The sequence below is a fragment of the Spirosoma humi genome (genome assembly GCF_054776575.1).
The window spans coordinates 1,048,611-1,070,996 of sequence record NZ_BAAHBR010000008.1 but is presented as its reverse complement, the minus strand read 5'-3'; the positions used below and the strand labels follow the sequence as shown (position 1 = coordinate 1,070,996).

The window sequence follows — 22,386 nt, the reverse complement described above, 5'->3', positions numbered from 1 at the left end:
ATGAAATCACTGACATACATCGTGGTGGCGGCTACGTTATTGGCAACCACCTCCTGCCACGAATTTTTAACCGAAAGTCCGGAGGCATTTATTTCGGAAGATCAATATTACAAAACCCAGGCCGATGCCATTACAGCCGTCAACGCCGTTTATTTCTTCCTCAACTCGGGAGGTAGCACCATTCAAACCCCCTACAATACCCTGTTCAATACCGGGATGAACTTTGCCGGTGATGACGAAGATCCGGGGCCAGGAGCCACCAACCCCGACGTCCGCTCGCTGGCCGTCTTGGCCCATTCGTCCACAAACCTACGAATATACGAAATCTGGCAGCAGCATTACGCAGCCATCAAGAAAGCCAACGTTGTGCTGGAGAAAGTGCCGGGTATCAATTTCGACAATGCGTTGAGGAGCCGGTTACTTGGTGAGACCAAGTTTCTGCGGGCTTTGTATTACTTCAATCTGGTGCGTTTATACGGTGACGTTCCGCTGATCACGACGTATCAGACATTTATATCGGCCTCCGATTACGCCATTGCGAAGTCACCGTCAAAAGAGGTTTACGCTCTGATCGAGAAGGACCTGACCGAAGCCGCGGCTGTGCTCCCGGCGGCTTACAGTTCGCCCGATGTGGGGCGGGCAACAGCCGGTGCCGCGAAAGCACTATTGGCGAAAGTGTATCTGACGAAAGCGTCGTTGCCACTCGCTATTTCCGCGCACTATCAGGATGCCGTCCGGGTAGCCGAAGAAGCATTGTCCCCCGCCGACGGCGGTACCGGCAGTTACGGGTATGAGCTGTTCAGTAATTTTGCCGACGTTTTCTTACCCGCTACCAAAAACGGGAAAGAACATATTTTCTCAGCGCAGTTCAAGTCGAATTCGCTGGGGCAGGGCAACAACCAGAACCCGCGCTCCATCCTGACCGGCATCCCTGGCCTAACGGGTTCGTACGCCGATATGGTCCGGTTTTATACCGTTGGGAACGATAAGTTTTTCAGCGTCTTCAAGCTCTACCAACCTACCGACAAGCGGAAACGCGTCACGTTTGTAACCAGCTTCACCAGCCCGACCAGTGGTCGTAAGTTCGGCTTACCGATTGCCAATGCGGCCGTTGCCAATGACTCTACCCCGTTTTTCAACAAGACCTGGGACCCGAACGCAACGGCGCTGACCAATGAATCGGCTGCGAACGTAGCCATCATTCGCTACGCTGAATTATTGCTGATTCATGCCGAAGCCGAAAACGAAGCCAATGGTCCGACCGCCAAAGCCTACAAATCCCTGAATAAAGTACGCAACCGGGCAGGCTTACCCGACCTGGCGCCGGGCCTGACCAAAGATCAGTTCCGGGAAGCGGTGTACCTCGACCGTCGGCTGGAACTGGTCTTCGAGTACCAGCGCTGGTTCGATTTGATTCGGCAGAAAGACGCATCGGGCAACAGCACTTTCGTGGCCAACCTGCAGAAAGTGGGCAAAACGAATGCGAAAGATTTCCACCGGCTGTATCCCATTCCGCAATCCGAACTGGACAATAACGCCAAACTAGTACAGAATACGGGCTGGTAGTTGTGCCCACTTCCCGCCTGAACCAAGACGAAACAAACACGACCATGATCAGCATCAGATACATACCCCTTGCGCTTTCGCTCATTCTGACGACAGCCAATGTACTTCTGGCCCAGAAGGCAGTCCGCAAGCCCAACTTTGTCATTATTCTGGCCGACGACTTAGGCTACGGCGATATCGGCACCTTTGGGGCGACGGATGTGCGGACCCCAAACATTGATCGGCTGGCAACCAACGGCCTCAAGTTCACCGATTTTTATTCCACCTCGCCGGTTTGCACGCCAACCCGCTTCGGGTTACTGACGGGCCGGTATCCGCGCCGGCAGGGAATCGACCATGTGTTTTTTCCGGAAAGCTTCACCGGCATTCCCAGTCAGGAAGTGACACTGGCCGAAGCGCTGAAAGAGAAAGGGTATAAAACCGGTATCGTCGGAAAATGGCATCTGGGCCATCATCATCAATTTCTGCCCCTGCAAAACGGCTTCGATGAATACTTCGGCATACCATACAGCAACGACATGCAGGGCGTGGTCTATCTGCGCGGGAACGACGTTGAAACCTACAAAGTAGACCAGCATTTCACGACTAAAACCTATACCGAGGAAGCCATCAAGTTCATCGATCACCACAAAAACGAGCCGTTTTTCCTGTATCTGGCGCACAACATGCCGCACGTACCCATCTATGCCTCGCCCCAATTTGAAGGTAAATCGAAACGGGGACTGTATGGCGACGTAATTGAGGAACTGGACTGGAGCGTCGGCGAAGTCGTGAATTCACTGAAGAAAAATGGTCTGGACGAAAACACGCTGGTCGTCTTTACGAGCGATAACGGACCGTGGTTGATCTTTGACCTGGAAGGGGGTTCGGGTGGGCCGCTGCGCGAAGGCAAAGGAACCACGTTCGAAGGCGGGCAACGGGTACCAACCGTATTCTCCTGGCCGTCTAAAATCAAGCCGGGTACGGTGAACAACGACCTTGGGTTGCAACTGGACATCTTTCCTACTTTTCTTAAACTGGCGGGTGAAGCAAGTTTAAAACCTAAAAACTCGTTGGATGGCGAAGACATTAGCGCCGTACTGCTGGGCACGGGCAAACGGCAAGGAGATGAGTTCACCTATTATTCCAACGGGCAGATTGAAGCCTTCCGCAAAGGAGACTGGAAACTGCATTTGCCCCATGCCACGGTGACCAACTACCTGAATGGCCAGAAAAGTACAGCCGACGAACCGTTGCTGTTCAACCTGAAAGAAGACATTGGCGAGACGAAGAACCTGTATGCCGCACACCCGGAGAAAGTGAACGAACTCCAGCGCGCGCTGGAGGCCTTTACTCAGCGCATCGGCAAAACACCCCCAACGTTACCTCAGCGGATGCCCGCCGATGATTCGCATATCAAAAAATACCAGCAACGACAGGCTCTATCCAAGAAACAGTAGCACGGACAGGATCGGGATCGCCCATACGGTCCGCGCTACATAAAAAACCAGCGAATTATGAACCGATATCTTTGCAGCATGGCACTGTCAGCCTTTGTGATAGTAGCCTCAGTGGCGCAGCAAAAACCACGAATACCGGCCAAATCGACGGCCGACAAACCCAATATCGTGCTGATCATGGTCGACGATATGGGATATTCTGACCTGGGCATTTATGGCTCCGAGATTAACACGCCCAACCTCGACCGACTAGCCAAGGAAGGAATTCGGCTCCGCGAATTTTACAACAACTCCATCTGCGCACCCACACGGGCATCGCTGCTGACGGGCCAGTACCAACATAAAGCGGGCGTCGGTTATTTCGACGTCAATCTGGGCTTACCCGCTTATCAGGGCTATTTAAACCGGGAGTCGCTGACACTGGGCGAAGTCTTTCGGTCGGGCGGCTACAGCACGCTGATGTCGGGAAAATGGCATGTGGGGCGCGACAGCCTGTCGTGGCCTAACCAGCGGGGTTTCGACAAATTCTACGGAATTCTGGGTGGCGCATCGGACTATTTCGATGTGAAGCCGCTCCCGTTTGGTAACAGCCCCTACCCGGTGGCCCTCATCAAAAATAACGTTCGGCAGTACCCAAAAGACAACTCTTACTACTTCACGGATGAGATTGGCAACAATGCCGTTCAGTTCTTGGACGAACAAAAGAGCGAAAACAAGCCATTCTTTCTATACGTAGCCTTCACAGCTCCCCACTGGCCACTACAGGCCCTGCCCGAAGACATTGCCAAATACAAAGGCCGGTACGATTCAGGCTGGGATTCACTGCGTGTCGAACGCCTGAAACGCCAGAAGGAACTCGGCATTCTGACCGACAACCAAAGCATTGCTCCCCACGATCCCGAGGTGCCGTACTGGAACAAACTCACCTACGACGAAAAGCAATTCTGGAAAGCGAAGATGGAAGTTTATGCCGCGATGGTCGACCGGATGGACCAGAACGTGGGCAAAGTGCTGGCCAAGCTCAAAGAGCTCAGGCAGGACGAGAATACACTCATTATCTTTTTATCGGATAACGGGGCTCAGGGTGGATTTACCAGTTACAGCCCACTGCGCCGGGGCCTTGTTCGGAACAGTGGGCCGGTAGGAACGGCGGGCTCGTTCGATTATCAGGAGCAAAACTGGGCGTATTTGTCGAACACACCGCTGCGGCAGTACAAAAACAACTTTCACGAAGGCGGCTTCGGTACTTCGTTTATCGGCTGGTATCCCAAACGCATCAAACCGGGGAGTATTGTCAAGGGGACCGGTCATCTGATCGACCTCGCTCCTACCTTCTACGAATTGGCGGAAATTCCGTATCCCACAGCTTACAAGGGTGTAAAAACAAACCCGTTGGTGGGCAAAAGCCTGCTGCCGGTTTTGTTCGGGCAGGCCAGCGAGGTAGACCGGGGCGAACCTATTTTCTGGGAACGGGCCGGTAACCGCGCCGTTCGGAAGGGAAAATGGAAAATCCTTTCGACCTACCCCAGCTACAAATGGGAACTCTACGACCTCGAAAAAGACCGGGGCGAAGTAAGCAACCTGGCCGATGCCCGGCCCGAAATCGTCAATGAACTGGCGGCCGATTATGTTCGCTGGGCCGAACGAACCGGCGTGGTAGACTACGACCGAATCAAGCCTCAAAACGATGTCATTCCCGGTCAAACGGCCACCCGGACTACGAATTAACCAAGTCTCGAAAGCAGTATAAACAAACCAATCAATCGCATGAAAAAGCAATTTTTGTCCCTACTTATCCTGGTGGGCTTCGTTTCGCTAGCCTTTGCTCAACCCGAAAAACCGGAGGGTTTGTTACCCATTGATCAGTTTGCCGCTAAGGTGAAAGCGCAGACTATTCCTCAATTGATTGACGCCCGGAGCGCCGAAGAATTTGCGTTGAACCATATCCCGGATGCCATCAATGTCAACCTGCAAACCGAAGGTTACGAAACCCTGGTAAAAGGCATCAGCCAGTCGAAGCCCGTATTTATATACTCCATTGCCAATGGTCGAAGCGTTGCCCTGGCAACGGACCTGCGCAAAAAGGGATTTCGTGAGGTGTATGTGCTCGATGGGGGAATCGGTGCCTGGACCGGTAGCGGCAATCCGCTCTACAGTACGGCCAAAAAGGGACTGACGTTAACCGAATACAACCAGATTCTGGCCAGTAACAAACTGGTTCTGGTCGATATTGGCTCCAAATACTGTGGCTCATGCAAAAAGGTGAAGCCCATTCTGGAAACCCTTCGTCAACAACACGGCGACGCATTGACGATTGTTGAAATTGAGCTGGAAGAAAGCCCGGCGCTGATCGCATCGTTGAAAACGGTTTCGTCTTTCCCCTATCTGATCCTGTACAAACAAGGCGAAATCGTCCTCAAGCGTGCTGGCCTGACCGACTTAAAAACAGAGCTTGACACCAAGCTGGTTGCGGCAAGGTAGACATGAAGCAAGTAAGCGCCGGCCGCCCGGCCCAACCCCTCCTAAAACAGGAGGGGGTTGGGCCGGGCGGCCGGCGCCGGTGGTAAAAAGGCAATATTGCTGCCGGTAAGCAATCACGCAAAAATCAATAAACAGAAGCCGTAGGGATGTGCTCAGCCTTCGAAAAGGCGGACCGGTAATCCGTCTCGATTTTCACCAATTCGGCGGATTTGCGCTGATGGCTAAGCGCTTTATGAAGCCCTACCAAAGACCAGCCATTGCCCGGATGATGCACCAAGTCCTGGCGATACACGGCTTCGGCTTCTTTCACTTTATTCAGTTGTAGTAAATACGCACCCAGGAACTGCCGGACGGGTAAAGGCCAGTCGGCAGGTTCCGTATAAATTAGTTGATCTTCCAGGGTAATAGCCCGTTGAAGGCTGGTCACCGCCTGCTCGGGTTTCTGTTCGGCAACCAGGATAGCCGATGCCAGAATATGATCGGCGATTTGGGCCACCGGAAGCGGAGCATTGAACGGTATCCGCCGTTTCTCAAGAATCGGGTCTTTCAATCGTTCCTGAAGTTGCTGACTTTCTTTTTTTGCCTCCGTAATTTTCCCCGTACTGACCAGCGCCATACCCCGTGAAAAATGATCCAGCAGGCTGGCGTATCCCCAGGTTTCGGTTGGTTTCTCCGTCGCTAAAATCTCTTTCCACTTACCCAGCCTCACCAGCGTTAGCGAGGGCAGCATGTACAGGTATTGATCGTAAGTATTCTCGGGCGTTGGAGCGACCGATTTGCGGCAGCGCAGGGCATCGGTCAAACCCGTTTTGTACATCCCACCGGTCAGGGCGCAGTAGGTCTGAACAGCAAAATAGTGGGATGAATGCTTCACCAGGCTAAGGTTGGACGCCAGTGAATCATACCGCAACAGATTATCATCCGCATCGTCGTTGACGGTCACCCCTTGGGCAAACAGGCCATTGCGCTGGTATTCGTGACTCGCCATGTGCACCATGTGGGCCACCCCCGGAAGTAATGTTTTGAGCTTATCGGCGTTGGCCAAAGCTACCTGTGGCTGCCGGGATGCTTCGGTCAGGTGAATCTGATAATGCAGGGCCGCCGGATGATCAGGGTGCTCTTTGAGAACGGCTTCGCACAGGTTCACGACCTCCTGGGTCCAGGCTTTAGGGGTTCCCTCGCTCGTCCAGAAATCCCAGGCGTGTATCAGCATGATGGCATCGACATAAAGCATTTTTATATCTGGGTCATCGAACTCGGACAGTAGTTGCCGGGTAGCCGATGCATACGCCTGATTGAGCTTTTTCCGATCAGCATCCGTGTCGAGGGCATAGCGGGTATTCATCACCTGAATCAGCTTTTTCTCTTTCGGGTTGGCCTTCGGAGCCAGTTCGTTCATGCGCGCCACAATAGCGGGCATATCTGCCGGAACCGTATATGAATGAGCGGCATTGTAGTAGGGTCCACCCGCCAGCGCCTGTCCCCACCAGGCCATCGGGCAAGTGGGGTCAAGGCGAGCCGCTTCCTTAAACGAAGCCATCGCTTCTTTCATGTGGTAGCTGTAGTACATCGTCAGGCCCTGATCAAAATAGAACTGAGCACTGTCGCTGGTGGTAGTAATCTTGTACGAGTAGTTTCCCCAGCCCGGCAGGGGAACGATAAACTTCCCGTTTTCCATCCGGCTGATACGCCCATCGGTTCCGTATCCGCAAAGTGGTATGGCGTTGGCTCGATCTGAAACCAGACTACGGGCTGAGTTAAACAAAAACAAGGCCGCCAAAGGAGCAGCTACTAAAACGATTTTCGAGGATTTTCGGCGCGTCATCATGCCCTGCTGTTAGTTGGCTGAATATAAACGTTCAGCTGGTTGCGTCAAAACATAGGACAGGCTTTTCGGGTAAACAGGCCTGTGTAAGACGTTAAGACAGCCTATTCTTGCTGATTTTCGCGTATCGCTACCCAAAACCTACGCATCGGTATGCTCGTTATCAAGTGGAGAAAGCAATTAGTAGTATTACGAAACCTTCGGTATGCAGACACGAACGAAAGGCGGATTGACCTCGATCGCCCGCCTGTTAGCCTTGTTGTTGCTCACCGGCATAACTACAGGTGTACGAGCCCAATTAACCTCCGACCTGCCCCTGAGCATCACCATTCTGTATTTTGATCAGAGTAGTCCTCAGCTACGGCCTAACGTTAAAACGATGCTGGATTCGATAGCGCAGCAGTTGGTGGCGAAGCCAAACCTGGTAGCTACCGTAACTGGTTACACCGATACGATCGGCCGTCGCGAATTAAATAGGGTTTTAGCAGAGCGCCGGGCCAAAGCTGTTGAAGCGTATCTTAAACAACAGGGCGCATCGGCCAATCAGATTAAAGCCAGTTGGGAAGGTCCCGACAAAAACGCGCCGGCCGACGATCCGCAGGCCGTGAAGACAATCAGCAGGCGCGTCGTCGTTCAGCTTTCGCCCCGATAATTCTGAAAAAAGAAAGCAGCCACTCTTTCGAATGACTGCTTTTCAGGCGTGTAGGCCAGGCAGGAACTGTTAGTTGATAGCGACCAGACGGCTGGGCGCGCTGGGCTGGTTGGTCGACAAGGTCACCGAGTAAGTCGTCACTTCGACCCCGTTGCTCATCTGAACTTTATAATCGCCGTCGGGCAGATCATTCAACGTCAGCCGCAGACGAGCCACAGTTTCTTTTTTGGCTACCCGTTGGGCAAACAGCACCTTACCGCCTGCATCAACCAGTTGGATGTCGACGGCACCCGTTGCTTCTTTGTTGACAGCGATTTGGAGCTTACCTTCTGCGGTGGTGTACATGCCCGTTCTGTAGCTGGCGACCTGGGCTGGGCGTCCACCAGGATTGGTGTCAGCGAATGAAGCTGAAACAGTTGAGATGGTTAAAACCAGGGCAATGACGAGGGGATTGATGAGCGCTTTCATGATGTATGTGTTTTGTGATTAATGATCTGTTTTGATAAGTCAAAGGTCGGCAGGCCAGCGGGCGAAGGCTGTCACAAATGAGTCAATCGCTGACACTTTTGAGAATAGATGCTTAGTCGGGCTACCAGCGACGCAGGCGGAGAATAATTTTACAATAAAATCAGTGCCGAACGAGACGGCGGTAAGCTTTACCGCTGAATCGAAAGACCTGAAAAAACTGACAAATAAGGCCCTTTCTGTTTCAACCTGTACAATAAAGTGGGCAATCCACCGTTTTATAATAGTTACGTTTCTTTCGCTCCGCAGTCTGCTTGTGGAGCTTTTTTGTGCCCGTCCGGCAGCCAGCCGAGTTTGCCCAAAACAAATCCCTTCCATCAGCTGACGCATTTCTGCCCGTTCCCCTCGACAAGCCTTTCATCGAACTAATTAAACCCTGATACCACACAGGCAGTTACTATACTTGCCAGCTAATGATGGCATTTGTAAAGCCGCCGTTGAGGTCTCACCTCATCGCAAAAGAGTAGCGTGGCGGCTAACTGGATTTAAACAACAAGAGTCATGGACGATAAAACGGCAAAAAAAATAGCCCGAGTTGTTTTGGGTGGTACCTTGGTTTTTGCGGGTATAAGCCATTTGACATTTGCCCGGAAGGCGTTCAGGGCGCAGGTGCCCGATGTCATCCCATTGAAGAAAGACGACACCGTTTTATATTCTGGTTTTGCCGAAATCGCCTTGGGCAGTAGCCTGGTGTTGACCAACGAAAAATACCAGGAGACGGTAGGGAAAGTAGCGGCTGCCTTCTTTACAGCGGTTTTTCCCGGTAACATTGCTCAATTTGCCAATCGACGCAGTGCATTCGGTCTGGATACCGATGCAAAGCGATTCGTTCGTTTATTTTTCCAGCCCGTACTGGTCTTCTGGGCCTTGAAAAGCACAGACAAAAGCTAATCAACCGCCAACGTAGGTATTGAGAACATTATCGAGATGATGGTACCGCCTACCCCGTTGTTTCCAGTCCTTTTATAGTCAAATCCCGTATCTCTCCGAGACGCACATGAAGGAAGACAAGCCAGTACCTCAACTGACCGAAGACGAAAAGAAGCTCTTTTCGGAGCTGATGCCCGAAGACCTCGACGATATTATCGAAACGGGTGTCAACAGGCGTCATTTTTTGAAACTCATGACCCTGGCTGGTGGCGGCCTGCTGGCGGCCCAGTCGGCAGCGGCTGAGCAGGTGTTGACCAGATCCCTTAACTCGCCATCCGTAGATTACGTACCGACGACCCTGGAAAACGGCGTCAACGTGTCCTTCAACGTCAACGGTGAAGCCCGCAAGCTGATGGTTGACTCCCGGATGACCTTGCTGGATACCCTGCGGGAACGACTCGAACTGACCGGTTCTAAAAAAGGCTGCGATCATGGTCAGTGCGGAGCCTGTACGGTCATTGTCGACGGACGACGCGTTTTGTCCTGCCTTACCCTGGCAGCAAGCTGTGAGGGCAAAACCGTCAAAACGATCGAAGGCATAGCCCAGGGCAATCAACTGCATCCGGTGCAGGCCGCTTTCCTCAAACACGATGGTTTTCAGTGCGGGTTCTGTACACCCGGCCAAATCTGCTCGGCGGTAGCGCTGATGGACGAAGCCAAAAACGGGGATGCCAGTTATGTGACGAAAGATGTCCGTAAGAAATCGGGACCGGTTCAGTTGTCAACCGAAGAGATACGGGAGCGGATGTCGGGTAACCTTTGCCGCTGCGGTGCCTACCCCAATATCGTAGCCGCCATTCAGGAAGTACATACCGGCAAACCCGTCGAACAGATCTGGCAATTTGTCGGCTAACCTCTTACCCACAGCACTCCATGAGACCTTTTACCTACACGAACGCCAAAGACGCGTCCTCGGCCATAAAATCCATTAAGGTAAACCCGAACGCCAGGTTTCTGGCGGGAGGCACAAACCTGTTGGACCTGATGAAGGAAGACGTTGAGCGCCCCAGCGAACTGATCGACATCACCCGGCTGCCGCTGACGCAAATCAAGTCGATTCCGACGGGTGCCAATCAGGGCGGTGTTTCCCTGGGTAGCTTAGGAAAAAATACGGATGCAGCCAACCACCCGCTGATTCGCCAAAACTACCCGTTGCTCACGCAGGCGATTCTCGCGGGGGCGTCTGGTCAGATCAGGAATATGGCAACGAATGGGGGGAATCTGCTGCAACGAACCCGATGCCCGTATTTCTACGATGTTGCCATGCCCTGCAACAAACGCGAACCGGGAAGCGGCTGCGGGGCGCTGGAAGGCGTCAACCGGCTGCATGCCATCTTTGGCTGGTCCGAAAAATGCGTTGCGGTTTATCCGTCCGATATGGCCGTTGCCCTGGCGGCCCTGGATGCCGTGGTTTCGGTTCGAAATGCAGACGGGCAGGAACGGACGATCAATTTTGCCGATTTTCATCGACTCCCCGGCGACTCGCCCGAGAAAGATACCAACCTGAACCACGGCGATTTGATCACGGCCATTGAACTACCCAAAACTAAACTGGCCGATCACTCCTACTACCTGAAAGTTCGTGATCGGGCTTCGTACGCCTTCGCGCTGGTTTCGGTGGCAGCCGCTCTGGAGATAGATTCGTCACGATCCGGGGGCCGAATCGTTCAGGCCCGGATTGCCATGGGTGGTGTAGCTCACAAACCCTGGCGGGCCTTTACGGCCGAAAAAATGCTGGTCGGTAAAGAAGCGACCGAAGCGAATTTCAAGCTGGCAGCCGATGCGGAAATGGCGAATGCAAAGCCGCTGGCCCATAATAAATTCAAAGTTGACTTGGGCAACCGAAGTATGGTGAGAGCTCTCCAACTCGCCCTGGAAGGCAACAAGGCCTAACGTCCGTAATCAATCATTGCCATGCAGGAAAGAAATAAAGTAACCGGGACACCGGTCAGCCGTATAGATGGGATTCTGAAAGTGACCGGCAAAGCCGACTACTCTACCGACCATCCCGTGAAGAACGTTGCCTATGCCGTGCTGTTCAAGAGCACAATTGCCGCCGGATCCATCGCGTCTATCGATGTGACCGAGGCCGAAAAAGCGCCGGGTGTTCTGACCATACTTACCCACATGAATGCGCCGAAACTCAACGTGAAGGGTGGGCTTCGGGGTGGAGCCTTACTTCAGAGCCCAACCATCGAGTTTTATGGACAGCATATTGGTCTGGTCGTCGCCGAAACATTTGAACAGGCTCGCCATGCCTCACATCTCGTTAAGGTAAACTACACGAAGTCGACGCCAGTTATTGACTTTGAGAAAGTAGCCAGCCGGGCCGTACCCGCCAAAGACCCTAAAGAGGAAAAGCGCGGAGATACGCAGGCGGCTCTGAACGCAGCCGACTACAAGGTCGAAGAAGTGTACGCGACACCGATTGAACACCATCATCCGCTGGAACCCCACGCCACGATTGCCGAATGGAACGGCGACCATGTAACGTTGTATAATAGCTCGCAAATCGTGAACGGGGCACAGAGTGCAGCAGCCGCGACCCTGGGCATCAAACCCGAAAACGTCCGGATCGTTTCGCCCTATATCGGGGGCGGCTTCGGTTCAAAAGGTGGTCAATGGGCCAATTTGGTGTTGGCCGCCGTTGCGGCAAAGGCGGTCAATCGCCCCGTTAAGCTGGCCCTGACCCGCCAGCAGATGGTCAATTCCGTGGGGCTGCGGCAACGAAATTACCAGAAAGTGAGTCTGGCCGCCACAAAGGACGGGAAGTTGACCGCACTCTGGCACGAGACGACAACGCACTCAGCCATAAACGATGAATTTGTTGAGCCCTGCGGAGATTGCTCAAAAGTCATGTACGACGTTCCTAACGCGCTCATTAGTTATCGGGTGGTGCCCATGAACCTGATTCTGCCAACCTATACGCGTGGTCCGGGAAAATCGACGGGCAGTTTTGCACTCGAATCGGCTATGGACGAACTGGCCTATAAGTTGAAGATGGACCCTATCGAGCTGCGGCTAAAAAACGAGCCGGAACGCGATCCATCCAGCGGCAAGCCCTGGTCTTCGCGCAAAACGGTTCAATGCCTGAACGAAGGTGCGAAAGCTTTTGGGTGGGAGAAACGGAAGCCTGAACCCCGCCAGAACCAACAGGGTGACTACCTGATTGGCTACGGTGTAGCGTGCGGAACCTACCCGGCTCACCAGCGGCCAAGCTCCGCCATGGTGAAGTTGAAGCGGGAAGGGAGCAACGTTACAGCGAGCGTTGAACTGGCGGCTGCCGATCTGGGAACAGGTACATATACCATACTGGCCCAAACGGCAGCCGATGCACTGGATCTGCCTTTATCAAAAGTAAGCGTCAAAATCGGCGACTCCGACTTGCCACCAGCCGCGGGTTCGGTGGGTTCGGTCGGGGCAACCAGTTACGCCAACGTCGTTAATGACGCCTGCCTGAAAATTACCGACGAACTGATCGCCCGATCGGGCAAACAATATTTCGTCCGCCCTACGGCCTCTCAGTTAATGATTTCCGAGAAGGTCAGCACTTATCAGACCCGAGTGGAATCGAAAGCTCCGGATAATGCCGAAGATTACTCGGCCCACAGTTTCAACGCCAACTTTGCCGAAGTGCGGGTTAACAAATCGACGGGTATGGTCCGGGTTTCCCGTTTCCTGGCCGTTACGGGCGCGGGCAAGATTCTGAACCCCAAAACGGCCCGTTCGCAGATTATCGGCGGCAATATCTGGGGGATCGGTATGGCGCTCACGGAAGAGTCGGTCGTCGATCCGCGCTGGGGCAACTTTGTCACGCGTTCGCTAGCCGATTACCACGTGCCCGCCAATCTGGACATTGGCACGATGGAGGCTATTTTTATCCGGGAAGATGATACCCTTTCCAATAAGCTGGGCGTGAAAGGGATCGGTGAAGTAGGTATCGTTGGTGTAGCAGCGGCTGTGGCCAACGCGATTTTTAATGCAACCGGCAAGCGCATCCGGGAGCTCCCCATCACGCCAGATAAATTGGTATAAAGAACGCCACCCGATCAGCGGAACGGTGCTTTGGTTTATTCCGATGAAGCACGGTTTCGTTAATCGGGTGGCGTTTCAGGTAAGTCTATTTCGTTCCCGACGACTGGTAGGCGAGAATAAGTTTCAGGAGCCGATCGGCCTGAAGTGGCTTGGTCAGGATGCCGTTCAGTCCGTTGGCTTGAACCTGATTCTCAACTTCTACCGTTGTATCCGCGGTCAGGGCAATAATGGGCAGGGTTTCACCCCGTTCTCTCATGCGCCTTGCCGACTCATAGCCATCCATAACCGGCATCTGTAAGTCCATCAATACCATAACGTGCCTGGCGGGATTCAGCATGTCCAGCGCCTGTTGCCCATTCGTGGCGACATCAATCTGTCCGCCCCACCCTTCCAGCAGCCGTTTGGCAAACAGGACATTTAACGGATAATCTTCGACAACCAGAAAGGTCATACCCAACAGGGGCTTCCTGTCGGCGGGGCGTTGTGGGGTAGACGAATTGTTGGAAGCCTCACTCATTTGGGGAACAAATTAATAGTGGCATATACGTTTACTGATGTGATTCTGTACCATAATCAGGCTAAATAAGCAGTACCAATGTTCTAGCGCATACAGCTGGTCAGTCGGTCACTATATCTTTCTGCATCGTCGCCAAAGCAGCCTGCATGGCTGGTAATTCGTCTTTCAACATCGACACATACTGGCTAACCAGGGCATCAATGGCAGTCATGTCTTTGTGAGCAGCGATCTGCATTTCCAATGTATCGATCAACTGACTGATATGAGTCAGGCCAAAAGTACGAATGGGGACCTTCTGGGTGTGAATCAGCGAGCCAATAACCTTGATATTGCCTTCGGATTGGGCTTGGGTAATCTGCTCCAGCTCGGTGGATGTCTGAGTCAAAAACAGGTCTAATAACTCAGCGGCAAAAGCGACGTCATTATCCACCGAACTTAGCAAGGGGTCAATGGAGAAGCCAGTGACTGGCCTTGCCGACGCCCTGACCACTTCGGCTCCACTGGCTTTTACAGGAGGGGGAGTATATTTTCGCATCACCCGTTGCAGCTCCTCAATCTGGAACGGTTTGGGGATAAAGTCGTTCATACCCGCCTGCAGGCACTGCTCCCGCTCACTGGCCAATGCATGAGCCGTCATGGCAATGATGGGCACGTTGTTCTGGAGCGTCGTTCGAATCTGGCGCGTAGCGGTGTACCCATCCATAACCGGCATTTGAATATCCATCAAAACCAGGTCGTACTTATCTGTCTGTAGGTAATCGAGCGCCTGCTGCCCATTTTCAGCAATCTGGGTCGAGTAGCCTAACCGTTTGAGCACCTGTAGGGCCAGTTTTTGGTTGATTAGATTATCCTCTACCACCAGAATTCTGACAGGCTGGCTATCGGGTGAGGAAGACTCCATGGATAAGTCCACTGTAGGCTCCTGCACGGCTGCCGTTATTTTATAAGGAATTTCCAGCGTAAAGCACGAGCCTTCATCCAGCACACTCGATACCTTGACCCACCCATCCTGCATCTCGGTAAGGGATTTTACAATGCTAAGGCCCAGGCCCGTTCCGCCATAATAGCGGGTCGTAAAGTCATTGGCCTGCCGAAACCGGTCGAAGATGTGGGGCAATATATCAGGAGCCATACCAATACCTGTGTCCTGCACGCTGAAGCGCACACGAACCGAGTCGGCCGTCTCCGCTACCTTTTCGATCCGGGCGGTTACCTGTCCGTGTTTTGTAAACTTGATGGCATTGCTGAGCAGATTCAGCAAGATTTGCGTCAGTCGGGTTGGGTCGCCCAGAACGACGGCTGGCAGGGTTGGATCGGTTTCAACGACCAGCGACAGGTTTTTATCGGTGGCTACCGGTTGAATCATCGTTCGAATCGAATCCACCAATAACGTAAGGCTGAACGGAATAGACTCCAGCGGCAGCATACCGGCTTCTATCTTGGCAATATCCAGAATATCGTTAACGATGGTAAGCAGGTTTTTACCGGCCGTCCGGATATAGTGCAGCGATTCTTTTTGTTCCCCGTTCAGGGGAGCTGTTTCCAGCATTTCCGAAAAGCCAAGTATTGCGTTGAGAGGTGTTCGAATCTCGTGGCTCATGTTGGCCAGAAATTGCTTCTCCGTATAGCGGGCTTCGTTCAGGGCATAGGCGAACCGAAAGGCCAGCACCAGCGATTGCAGAAAGAAAAATCCCAGATAACCGACAAACAGTTCGATCATCATGGGAGAAGTCAACCCGAAATATTGACTAAGGATCAGGCTAAAGACGGTCAGCAGCAGGCCGGTGCTCATCAACGAGAAGCGGGAACCGGGTCTACGTTTACGATAAGCTTTCCAATATACGTAAAGAGCGTAGCCGATATACCAGACCATTAACACCAGAAACGGGGCCATCAGCCGACTAAACTGAAGGGGGGGTAACACCAGGACGGTTGCCGCTAACGCGAAACAAACCCAGATCATGGCTTTGACGATTTGCGGATGTATATCCTTGGGATACAGTGCTTTGGAATAGGCGGTAAAGAGCCCTATACCCAGGTATAGGGAGATATACTCAAGCCGGACGCTGACAGCCCAGGGTATATTGGGAAACAGCGTGTGAAGAACATAATGATCTGCTCCGATCAATCGGTAGCTGTAGATGAGACAAAATAAGCCATAATACAACATGGACCGATCCATGGAGCTAAACCCGAATAAACCCAGAAAGAAGAGCCCGCTCATCAAGACAAATCCAGTCAGAAATACGGACATGGCCTGTTCCAGGGCTAGTTTCGAATCTAATTTTCCCGACTCGCCCAGAACCATTGATTTAGTGACTCCTCCTTTGGCATGCTGGAAATTAGCCAGTTGCAGCAGAAGTGTAACGGTATCGCCCGTTGCGGGTAACGAAACCAACTGAGTAGACCAGTGGGGCTCCGTGGTTTCAGGGCTTGTAGTGGGATTTCCGTTATGAGCGGCTTCCTTTCCATTTATAAAAAGCCGGTAAGCCGTATTGTAATCGGGTACTTCCAGATCGAGTGGGACTGATCTGGCGGGTAACAAAACCGTTAGGCTATACGTGGCAAACCCCTGTCCGGGAAGGGGTTTCTGCTGCCAGGTACTGTTAGTCCAAAGTCGGGGAAGGGTTATGTATTCGCCCGTCGATTCGGGCTGATTGGGCAACCGAAGCTGATGCCAGTACCATTTCCATTCACCCGACAACTCAACAGTATGTTGAGTAAGATCTACCCCTCTCAAATCCAGAACTCCCCGATGGGCCAGAGGCTGTTTCTGGGCTTCTGCCACTGGTGTACCCACATACAGCAGAATTAGTAGCAGCCCTATCCACTTACCAATTGAATAGAGTGCACCATCAGCCAGCCGTCGCTGTCGATTGTAGCGGTTATCAGAATTACTCGCAAACCAGACGAAGTTGACAGGATGGCTATACGACACTGGTAAATAATCTATGATAAGGTAATTAGTAGGACTGGCCCTGAGAAAGTTGAGTAGCTATCAGAGAATAAAGTTACAAATTTAGATATACTTTTTGTTATCTAAACAAAAATATGTTCAACTAATAACAGGACTAATTACGCTTTAAGGAGTGGTCTTACAAACAGATAGCGTTCGCATGTGATGAAGATTTAGAACTTCATTGCGTACGGACACTACCTATATCTTCCTAAAACAAGCTTTTAGAGGCAGTTAAATGTTATTTCTCAATAGTAGTTTGCTTCCTGATATTTAGGCAACATTGGCAACCAATTAAACAGTACAATAAACCTCAAGTAACCGTTCGTTGAAGCTATTTATCGGACTTTCTGGCCAATCATACGGTAGACGGGTAACCTTTCCGAAACCATTAACTAGACAGGTAATGGTATATGTCATTTTTGAAGTGCGACCGAAGCTCCTGCATCGCTTTGCGGATTCGCGTTTTAACCGTACCCAAGGGTAATTCCAACGTCTCCGCGACCTCCAGGCTTGTATAATCCCGGTAGTACATCAGCTCTATAACAGCCTGATATTTAGGGGCCAGGTGACTCACTAATGGCTGATCGACTTTACCTTCCGGGAGGTCAGGTTTCACTTCATTATCTGAACGGTCGTAGATGTAAGCGCTGGCAACCGTCCGAACCTTTCTAGCCCGTAACTCATCCAGCGCTACACGTCGGGTAATCGTTAATAGCCAAGTAAACAGCCGCCCCTGCTTGGGATCGAAGTGCTCTCGATTCGACCAGATTTTGATAAACGCATCCTGAAGTAAGTCCTCAGCACGGGCCTGATCGTGTACTAAGCGTAGCAGAACCCCGTATAGGGCTGGTGAGTAGGCATCGTAAATCAAAGCAAAGGAATTGGACGTAGGGTCTAACAACGCATTGACCAAGCGCATTTCTGTCTGATCGGAAAGGTTCATGCAAGCAGGGAACTAGGAAGAATGGCAGGGTAACTGTATTCTGCTGCGCGGGAATTAGGCCAGCGGGATGCAGATACAATCATCCTGCCATTAAAACCATGCCATTGTAACCTGTAGACGCGTAAAGTGATGGCACGCCCCTAACAAGGCATTTTAATCATCCACTCAGTTGGTCGGCCTTAAGTTTGTTTGGGGCAATTGTTACCCAACAATGTAGAAAACATGAGGCCGTACTTATGCACATGTATACTTAATGTATCCATAACTGTTTTATAAAAAACAAGATTATGGTCCTTTTCCACCAATATCTGCTTATTTACTTCCCGCCAGTTGCGAAGGTACAGACACCCGATCATGCCTTTGTCAGGCTATGCTTGATACAGAAACAGGAATCGGTATCATCAATCCTGCCAGCGACTTCCCGCCTATCGGAACGACGTCTGCGGTTCTGGCAAATACCTCAACAATTTACGTTATTCTACCGCTTCGTTGTCAGAATAATATCACCGGCTGGGTACGTAACTGTAGCGTCATTTTCGGCCGTAATATAAACTTCCTTCGGCTTCTCGGCTGACGTCGTTTTCAACTCGCCTTTGAGTGCTTTTGAACGGGGCGCTATCTGACCTAACTTTTTCACAGAGCTCTCATCCGATTCCATCCAGACAATATACGTTTCTTTGGCTGGCGTCAGCTGTTTTGGCTCAGCCAGGTTTATGACGTTTACGTCCAAAACGTAGTTGTTGTTCTTATCTTTTTTTACGGATACTCCTCCCGTTGCCGCCGGAGCAATCGTGGAATTAAGGAAAGTCATTTTGGGCGTACATGAACTTAGCGCCACAACGATGAAGAGAATACGGGCGATTGGTTTTAGTGGTTTCATACGGTTGCGTGATTAATTACCCCGTAAACAGGTGTAACCATGCAGATGTTTACCCAGCCTGGTGCCGAACAACTGCATTGGGGCTACTGGGCGATGCTTCGTATAAGACAGTCGAAACTAAAACCAGACCTGAACCATACATGGGTCGGTCACCGTATCTGCGCAGTCCGGCCGAAGTCCGTTGAATGCTTTTCCAGAAGTTCGCGAATGCGCTGCAGTTTGATCAAGCTCGTCTTGTTTCCATCTTTAGCCAGCTCCATCGACAGAGCGACACACTTATGCAGGTTGGACGTTGCCGTTTGTTTGGTAATCCGAAAAGGGGTTTCGGGCAGGACAAGACCAGAGAAATAAGCAATTACTTCGTTTGTGTTCTCACTCATGAACACAAAATTATGCATTACATAAACTAAAGATATACCAATCGATAAATATTTAAACTACAAGCTAGATCAAATTCATTTACGACCGATTAAACCCCGTTCGAGACATCGTCTTTCTGAAACAGTATCTGAACGGTATTCATCCCCATTTCCTCACAATCACAGGCAATACGAACAAGCTCGACGGAGGATTGTATTGCCCTTGTGTAGTATAATTCAAGGTGGGGTACCGACAGCCGCTATCTCTTAGGTAGCGGCTGTTTTATGTGCGAACGGCGGATGCCAAGACTAGCGAATTACGAAATCTCCGGCTGGTCAGTATCCATTTTTAACGTATTAATAGCTGGCCAGAATGGGTTCATTCGAAAAGACGATCAAATTCCGCAGCCGCAACGCAAATTCCTTCGTTGGGTTAAGTAGCTTTAATCGAATGGTATGGCTTCCGGGAGCCAGTTGATATTTCCAGGTCAGGTCGTACCGACGACGCGTAAAACTAGCCGGGAGGCTGGCCGTTTCTATTTTCCGGTTATCTACATACACCTCTACTTCAGAGGCAAATTCGCCGTCGTAGCGCCCGCTCGCCTGATTTACCAGAGCAGGCCCGCCTTCAATAATGAACCCAATTCCATTGAATGTTGTGGTGTATTCATCGGTTAGCTCTGTGTTTAGCGCACGTTTCTCGACGGGGAAATGTCCGCTAAAGCTCTGCTCCAACCGTACAGGTTTAGGCGTTTGCCGCAAAATTTTCACTTCGTTTGCCGTTACAGTTCCTCCGTTGCGTTCGATGACCTGGAGCGCCTGTTTCATTCCGACACGATATACGTCGTTAAGGGACATGGTGGTGTATTTGAAGTCAATATCCTCAGCTTCGTGAAGGCCCTGTTTCCAGTAAGCGGGTATTTTATCATAGCCAAGCATGGTACCCAGAATCCCACCCGCAGAAGATGGATTACAGTCGGAGTCCTGACCGGCACGCGTGCTGATCTGCATGGTTCGGGTATAATCGCCCTGCCCATAGAGCAGGCCCAATACGATGTAAGCCGCGTTTATTTTAGCGTCGATATTAAGCGGGGCAAATACCCCCTCCGAACACCCGACCTCATCCGACCACTTCCGCTGAATTTCCAGCCAGGTACGCTTCCAATCATTCGGGAATTGGCGGTGCCAGTTGATTACGTCGGCAATGCACTGGTAAAACGTGCTCTTGGCAGGCACAGCCTTCAGGCTCTCACGAACCACATAGTTGACATCGTTGCTGATAAACGCCAGCGCATACATGGCCCCTACATACACCCCGCCATACCAGCCATCGCCGTAATTCATGATGTGGCCAATAGGGTCGCCAATCTGAATGGCCGTGTTGGGCATACCCGGAGCCATTAGTCCCGAAAAGTCCGCTTCGATCTGAAAATCGATATCGTCGGCATGGGGATTGTTCAGCCAGTGGCCCGATTCAGGGGCCTTCATGCCGTTAAGAATATTGTACCGACCCACCTGATTGGCATGCCAGAGCATGTATCCGGCCTTGGCAAAGGCATTGGCATGCTCACTAACGGGCGCATCGAGTCCTTTCTTTTCAAACACATCTACAAACGTCAGGTCCATATACAGATCGTCGTACAGACCCACGTTTTCGGTCATTGTTTTTTTAATGTAGCCGTCGTACCAGGGAATGGGCTGATAGTCGTTCATCATGGTCCCATTGAACTTAAACTCCGTAGGTCCGCCAAACGTGCAGCCAATTACCTGTCCAGCCCAACCACCCTTTATCTTGTCCTGCAGAGTCGCTTTGGTCATTGTCACGAAAGCGGCCCCCTGCCTGGGCGCCGGGGCGGGACCAAAGGCCGTCAGTGCCAGCAATGGAAAGAGCATGTAGAATTTCTTCATTGATGTGTAGGTGTTTAGAATAAGTATTCGATTAAGCTATACCAACGTATCAACTTCCTGACGATAAGGCAGTGAGGCCTGAGCACCCATCCGGGTTACCGAAATAGATGCGGCTTTGCAGGCGAAGCTGACCGCATCGGGCAGGTCGCGGCCTTCGGCGATGGCGACTGCCAGCGCCCCGTTGAAGCAGTCGCCAGCCGCCGTTGTATCGACCGCCGTTACGGGCGGGGTTGCCATCAGCGAAGCACCCGTGGGAGTTGACAGGTAGGCTCCCCTTGACCCGAGGGTAATGACCACATTAGGCAGCCCGGCGTCGTGAAGTCGCTGAGCGGCCTTCCGAGCCGTCTCTTCGTTGGTTACCCGGATACCTGTTAGGAGTTCCGCTTCCGTTTCGTTGGGGGTAATCACATACAGACAGGCCAGTACGGCCGGATCGAGAAGCTGGGCGGGGGCCGGGTTCAGGATAACCCGCATGCCCAGCGCATGGCTCTGCCGAATGGCGTACTCAACCGTCGAAATTGGGGTTTCCAGTTGCAGAAGCACCACGGTCATATCGGGGTTAGGCTGGGCGTTTAAGGCCACGGTCACCTGCTCCGGGCTCAGCTTTGCATTGGCTCCCGAAGCTACCATAATGGAATTCTCACCTTTGTTATCCACACCAATCAGCGCCACACCCGACGGTTCGTCGGCATCGGTCGTGATGAAGTCAGTCCGGATACGCTCCTGCTCAAATTGCTGAAGTGCCTGACGACCAAACATGTCGTTGCCAATGGTAGCCACAAACGTAACGGTTGTCGAAGTACCCTCCGAATTAGCAGCAGACATGGCCAGACGAGCAGCCGCTACGGCCTGGTTGGCTCCTTTTCCGCCCGGATTCATTAAAAAGGTACCACCGAGTACGGTTTCTCCGGGGGCAGGCAATTTGTTGCCTTTAATTACCATATCGGTATTTGAACTACCGATCACACAAACGACAGCGGCCATACTTACTAATAGTATCTATTGAACAAACCTATGTAATAATTGCATCAAACAAAGGCTGTTTTTCAATAATTTCAATCCGGTACCAGGCTAATTGCAGGTTGTGGTTACGGTCAGGCTGCTGTTATTCGTTGTGTTGGCAATCGTATAGGCCGACACTTCATCATCGCCACATACCTTCTGTTTGTTCGTATTGACCAGCCCCGCCTTGCCGTATGTCAATGTTTCGCACTCTTTGCAATTCTTTTTCTTGAAGGAGCCACCTTCGCAGGCTATAAGCGTAATTAGTGCACTCAGGGCGATCAGCGTTTGTTTCATAAGTCATTAAATTGAGTTTGACACGCTATAGCAACGCTGGTTTACCCGCAAACCGTACCTTTGCGCTC

At 51.8% G+C, this 22,386-nt stretch carries 19 protein-coding genes; 9 read left to right on the top strand and 10 right to left on the bottom strand.

Annotated features, from left to right (window positions below):
* Genes ACYU8Y_RS13225 through ACYU8Y_RS13210 form a run of 4 tightly spaced genes read left to right on the top strand, consistent with a single transcriptional unit; the run spans position 1 to position 5,486 of the window.
* Positions 1 to 1,566, top strand: coding sequence for a RagB/SusD family nutrient uptake outer membrane protein (locus ACYU8Y_RS13225; RefSeq protein WP_460937891.1), 1,566 nt, complete (start codon positions 1 to 3; stop codon positions 1,564 to 1,566).
* A 44-nt stretch (positions 1,567 to 1,610) separates the two neighbouring features.
* Positions 1,611 to 3,005 carry a sulfatase family protein gene (locus tag ACYU8Y_RS13220; RefSeq protein WP_460937889.1) on the top strand — a complete coding sequence of 465 codons (1,395 nt, stop codon included), beginning with the start codon at positions 1,611 to 1,613 and terminating at the stop codon, positions 3,003 to 3,005.
* Between the two features lie 57 nt (positions 3,006 to 3,062).
* Positions 3,063 to 4,733, top strand: a complete 1,671-nt coding sequence (locus ACYU8Y_RS13215) for an arylsulfatase (RefSeq protein ID WP_460937887.1) — start codon at positions 3,063 to 3,065, stop codon at positions 4,731 to 4,733.
* Between the two features lie 39 nt (positions 4,734 to 4,772).
* A complete protein-coding gene (locus ACYU8Y_RS13210; RefSeq protein WP_460937885.1) occupies positions 4,773 to 5,486 on the top strand; it encodes a rhodanese-like domain-containing protein in 714 nt (237 codons plus the stop codon).
* A 124-nt stretch (positions 5,487 to 5,610) separates the two neighbouring features.
* On the opposite strand, the gene ACYU8Y_RS13205 is transcribed toward ACYU8Y_RS13210, so the two are convergent.
* The gene (locus ACYU8Y_RS13205) at positions 5,611 to 7,314 is read right to left on the bottom strand and encodes a tetratricopeptide repeat protein (protein WP_460937883.1); all 1,704 of its coding nucleotides are present in this window, start codon (positions 7,312 to 7,314) and stop codon (positions 5,611 to 5,613) included.
* Between the two features lie 202 nt (positions 7,315 to 7,516).
* Here ACYU8Y_RS13205 and ACYU8Y_RS13200 point away from each other — a divergent pair, with 202 nt between their 5' ends.
* Entirely contained in the window at positions 7,517 to 7,963 is a 447-nt protein-coding gene (locus tag ACYU8Y_RS13200) for an OmpA family protein (RefSeq protein WP_460937881.1), read from the top strand.
* Positions 7,964 to 8,032: 69 nt separating this feature from the next.
* Here ACYU8Y_RS13200 and ACYU8Y_RS13195 read toward each other — a convergent pair whose 3' ends face one another.
* Positions 8,033 to 8,431 (bottom strand): hypothetical protein, encoded by a 399-nt coding sequence (locus ACYU8Y_RS13195; RefSeq protein WP_460937879.1) that lies wholly within the window; start codon positions 8,429 to 8,431, stop codon positions 8,033 to 8,035.
* A gap of 558 nt (positions 8,432 to 8,989) precedes the next feature.
* On the opposite strand from ACYU8Y_RS13195, the gene ACYU8Y_RS13190 reads away from it, so the two are divergent.
* The 4 genes from ACYU8Y_RS13190 to ACYU8Y_RS13175 all read left to right on the top strand — a co-directional run bounded on the left by ACYU8Y_RS13190 (position 8,990) and on the right by ACYU8Y_RS13175 (position 13,453).
* Positions 8,990 to 9,379, top strand: coding sequence for a DoxX family protein (locus ACYU8Y_RS13190; protein WP_460937877.1), 390 nt, complete (start codon positions 8,990 to 8,992; stop codon positions 9,377 to 9,379).
* Between the two features lie 106 nt (positions 9,380 to 9,485).
* The gene (locus ACYU8Y_RS13185; protein ID WP_460937875.1) at positions 9,486 to 10,271 is read left to right on the top strand and encodes a 2Fe-2S iron-sulfur cluster-binding protein; all 786 of its coding nucleotides are present in this window, start codon (positions 9,486 to 9,488) and stop codon (positions 10,269 to 10,271) included.
* Between the two features lie 20 nt (positions 10,272 to 10,291).
* Positions 10,292 to 11,311: an FAD binding domain-containing protein gene (locus ACYU8Y_RS13180; RefSeq protein ID WP_460937873.1), complete on the top strand. Its 1,020-nt coding sequence runs from the start codon at positions 10,292 to 10,294 to the stop codon at positions 11,309 to 11,311.
* 21 nt (positions 11,312 to 11,332) lie between these two features.
* Positions 11,333 to 13,453: a xanthine dehydrogenase family protein molybdopterin-binding subunit gene (locus tag ACYU8Y_RS13175; protein WP_460937871.1), complete on the top strand. Its 2,121-nt coding sequence runs from the start codon at positions 11,333 to 11,335 to the stop codon at positions 13,451 to 13,453.
* An 85-nt stretch (positions 13,454 to 13,538) separates the two neighbouring features.
* Here the strand turns inward: ACYU8Y_RS13175 and ACYU8Y_RS13170 are convergent, their stop codons facing one another.
* From ACYU8Y_RS13170 to ACYU8Y_RS13135, 8 genes are all read right to left on the bottom strand, one after another.
* Entirely contained in the window at positions 13,539 to 13,970 is a 432-nt protein-coding gene (locus ACYU8Y_RS13170) for a response regulator (RefSeq protein WP_460937869.1), read from the bottom strand.
* Positions 13,971 to 14,070: 100 nt separating this feature from the next.
* Entirely contained in the window at positions 14,071 to 16,908 is a 2,838-nt protein-coding gene (locus tag ACYU8Y_RS13165; RefSeq protein WP_460937867.1) for a response regulator, read from the bottom strand.
* Positions 16,909 to 17,317: 409 nt separating this feature from the next.
* Positions 17,318 to 17,872 carry an RNA polymerase sigma factor gene (locus tag ACYU8Y_RS13160; RefSeq protein ID WP_460937865.1) on the bottom strand — a complete coding sequence of 185 codons (555 nt, stop codon included), beginning with the start codon at positions 17,870 to 17,872 and terminating at the stop codon, positions 17,318 to 17,320.
* A gap of 478 nt (positions 17,873 to 18,350) precedes the next feature.
* A complete protein-coding gene (locus tag ACYU8Y_RS13155; protein WP_460937863.1) occupies positions 18,351 to 18,752 on the bottom strand; it encodes a hypothetical protein in 402 nt (133 codons plus the stop codon).
* A 149-nt stretch (positions 18,753 to 18,901) separates the two neighbouring features.
* On the bottom strand, positions 18,902 to 19,132 hold the full coding sequence (locus ACYU8Y_RS13150; protein WP_460937861.1) for a DUF6965 family protein: 231 nt from the start codon (positions 19,130 to 19,132) through the stop codon (positions 18,902 to 18,904).
* 336 nt (positions 19,133 to 19,468) lie between these two features.
* The gene (locus ACYU8Y_RS13145; RefSeq protein WP_460937859.1) at positions 19,469 to 21,019 is read right to left on the bottom strand and encodes an ADP-ribosylglycohydrolase family protein; all 1,551 of its coding nucleotides are present in this window, start codon (positions 21,017 to 21,019) and stop codon (positions 19,469 to 19,471) included.
* Positions 21,020 to 21,055: 36 nt separating this feature from the next.
* Positions 21,056 to 22,003: a ribokinase gene (rbsK, locus tag ACYU8Y_RS13140; RefSeq protein WP_460937857.1), complete on the bottom strand. Its 948-nt coding sequence runs from the start codon at positions 22,001 to 22,003 to the stop codon at positions 21,056 to 21,058.
* Between the two features lie 87 nt (positions 22,004 to 22,090).
* A complete protein-coding gene (locus tag ACYU8Y_RS13135; RefSeq protein ID WP_460937855.1) occupies positions 22,091 to 22,318 on the bottom strand; it encodes a hypothetical protein in 228 nt (75 codons plus the stop codon).
* Between the last annotated feature and the right edge of the window lie 68 nt (positions 22,319 to 22,386).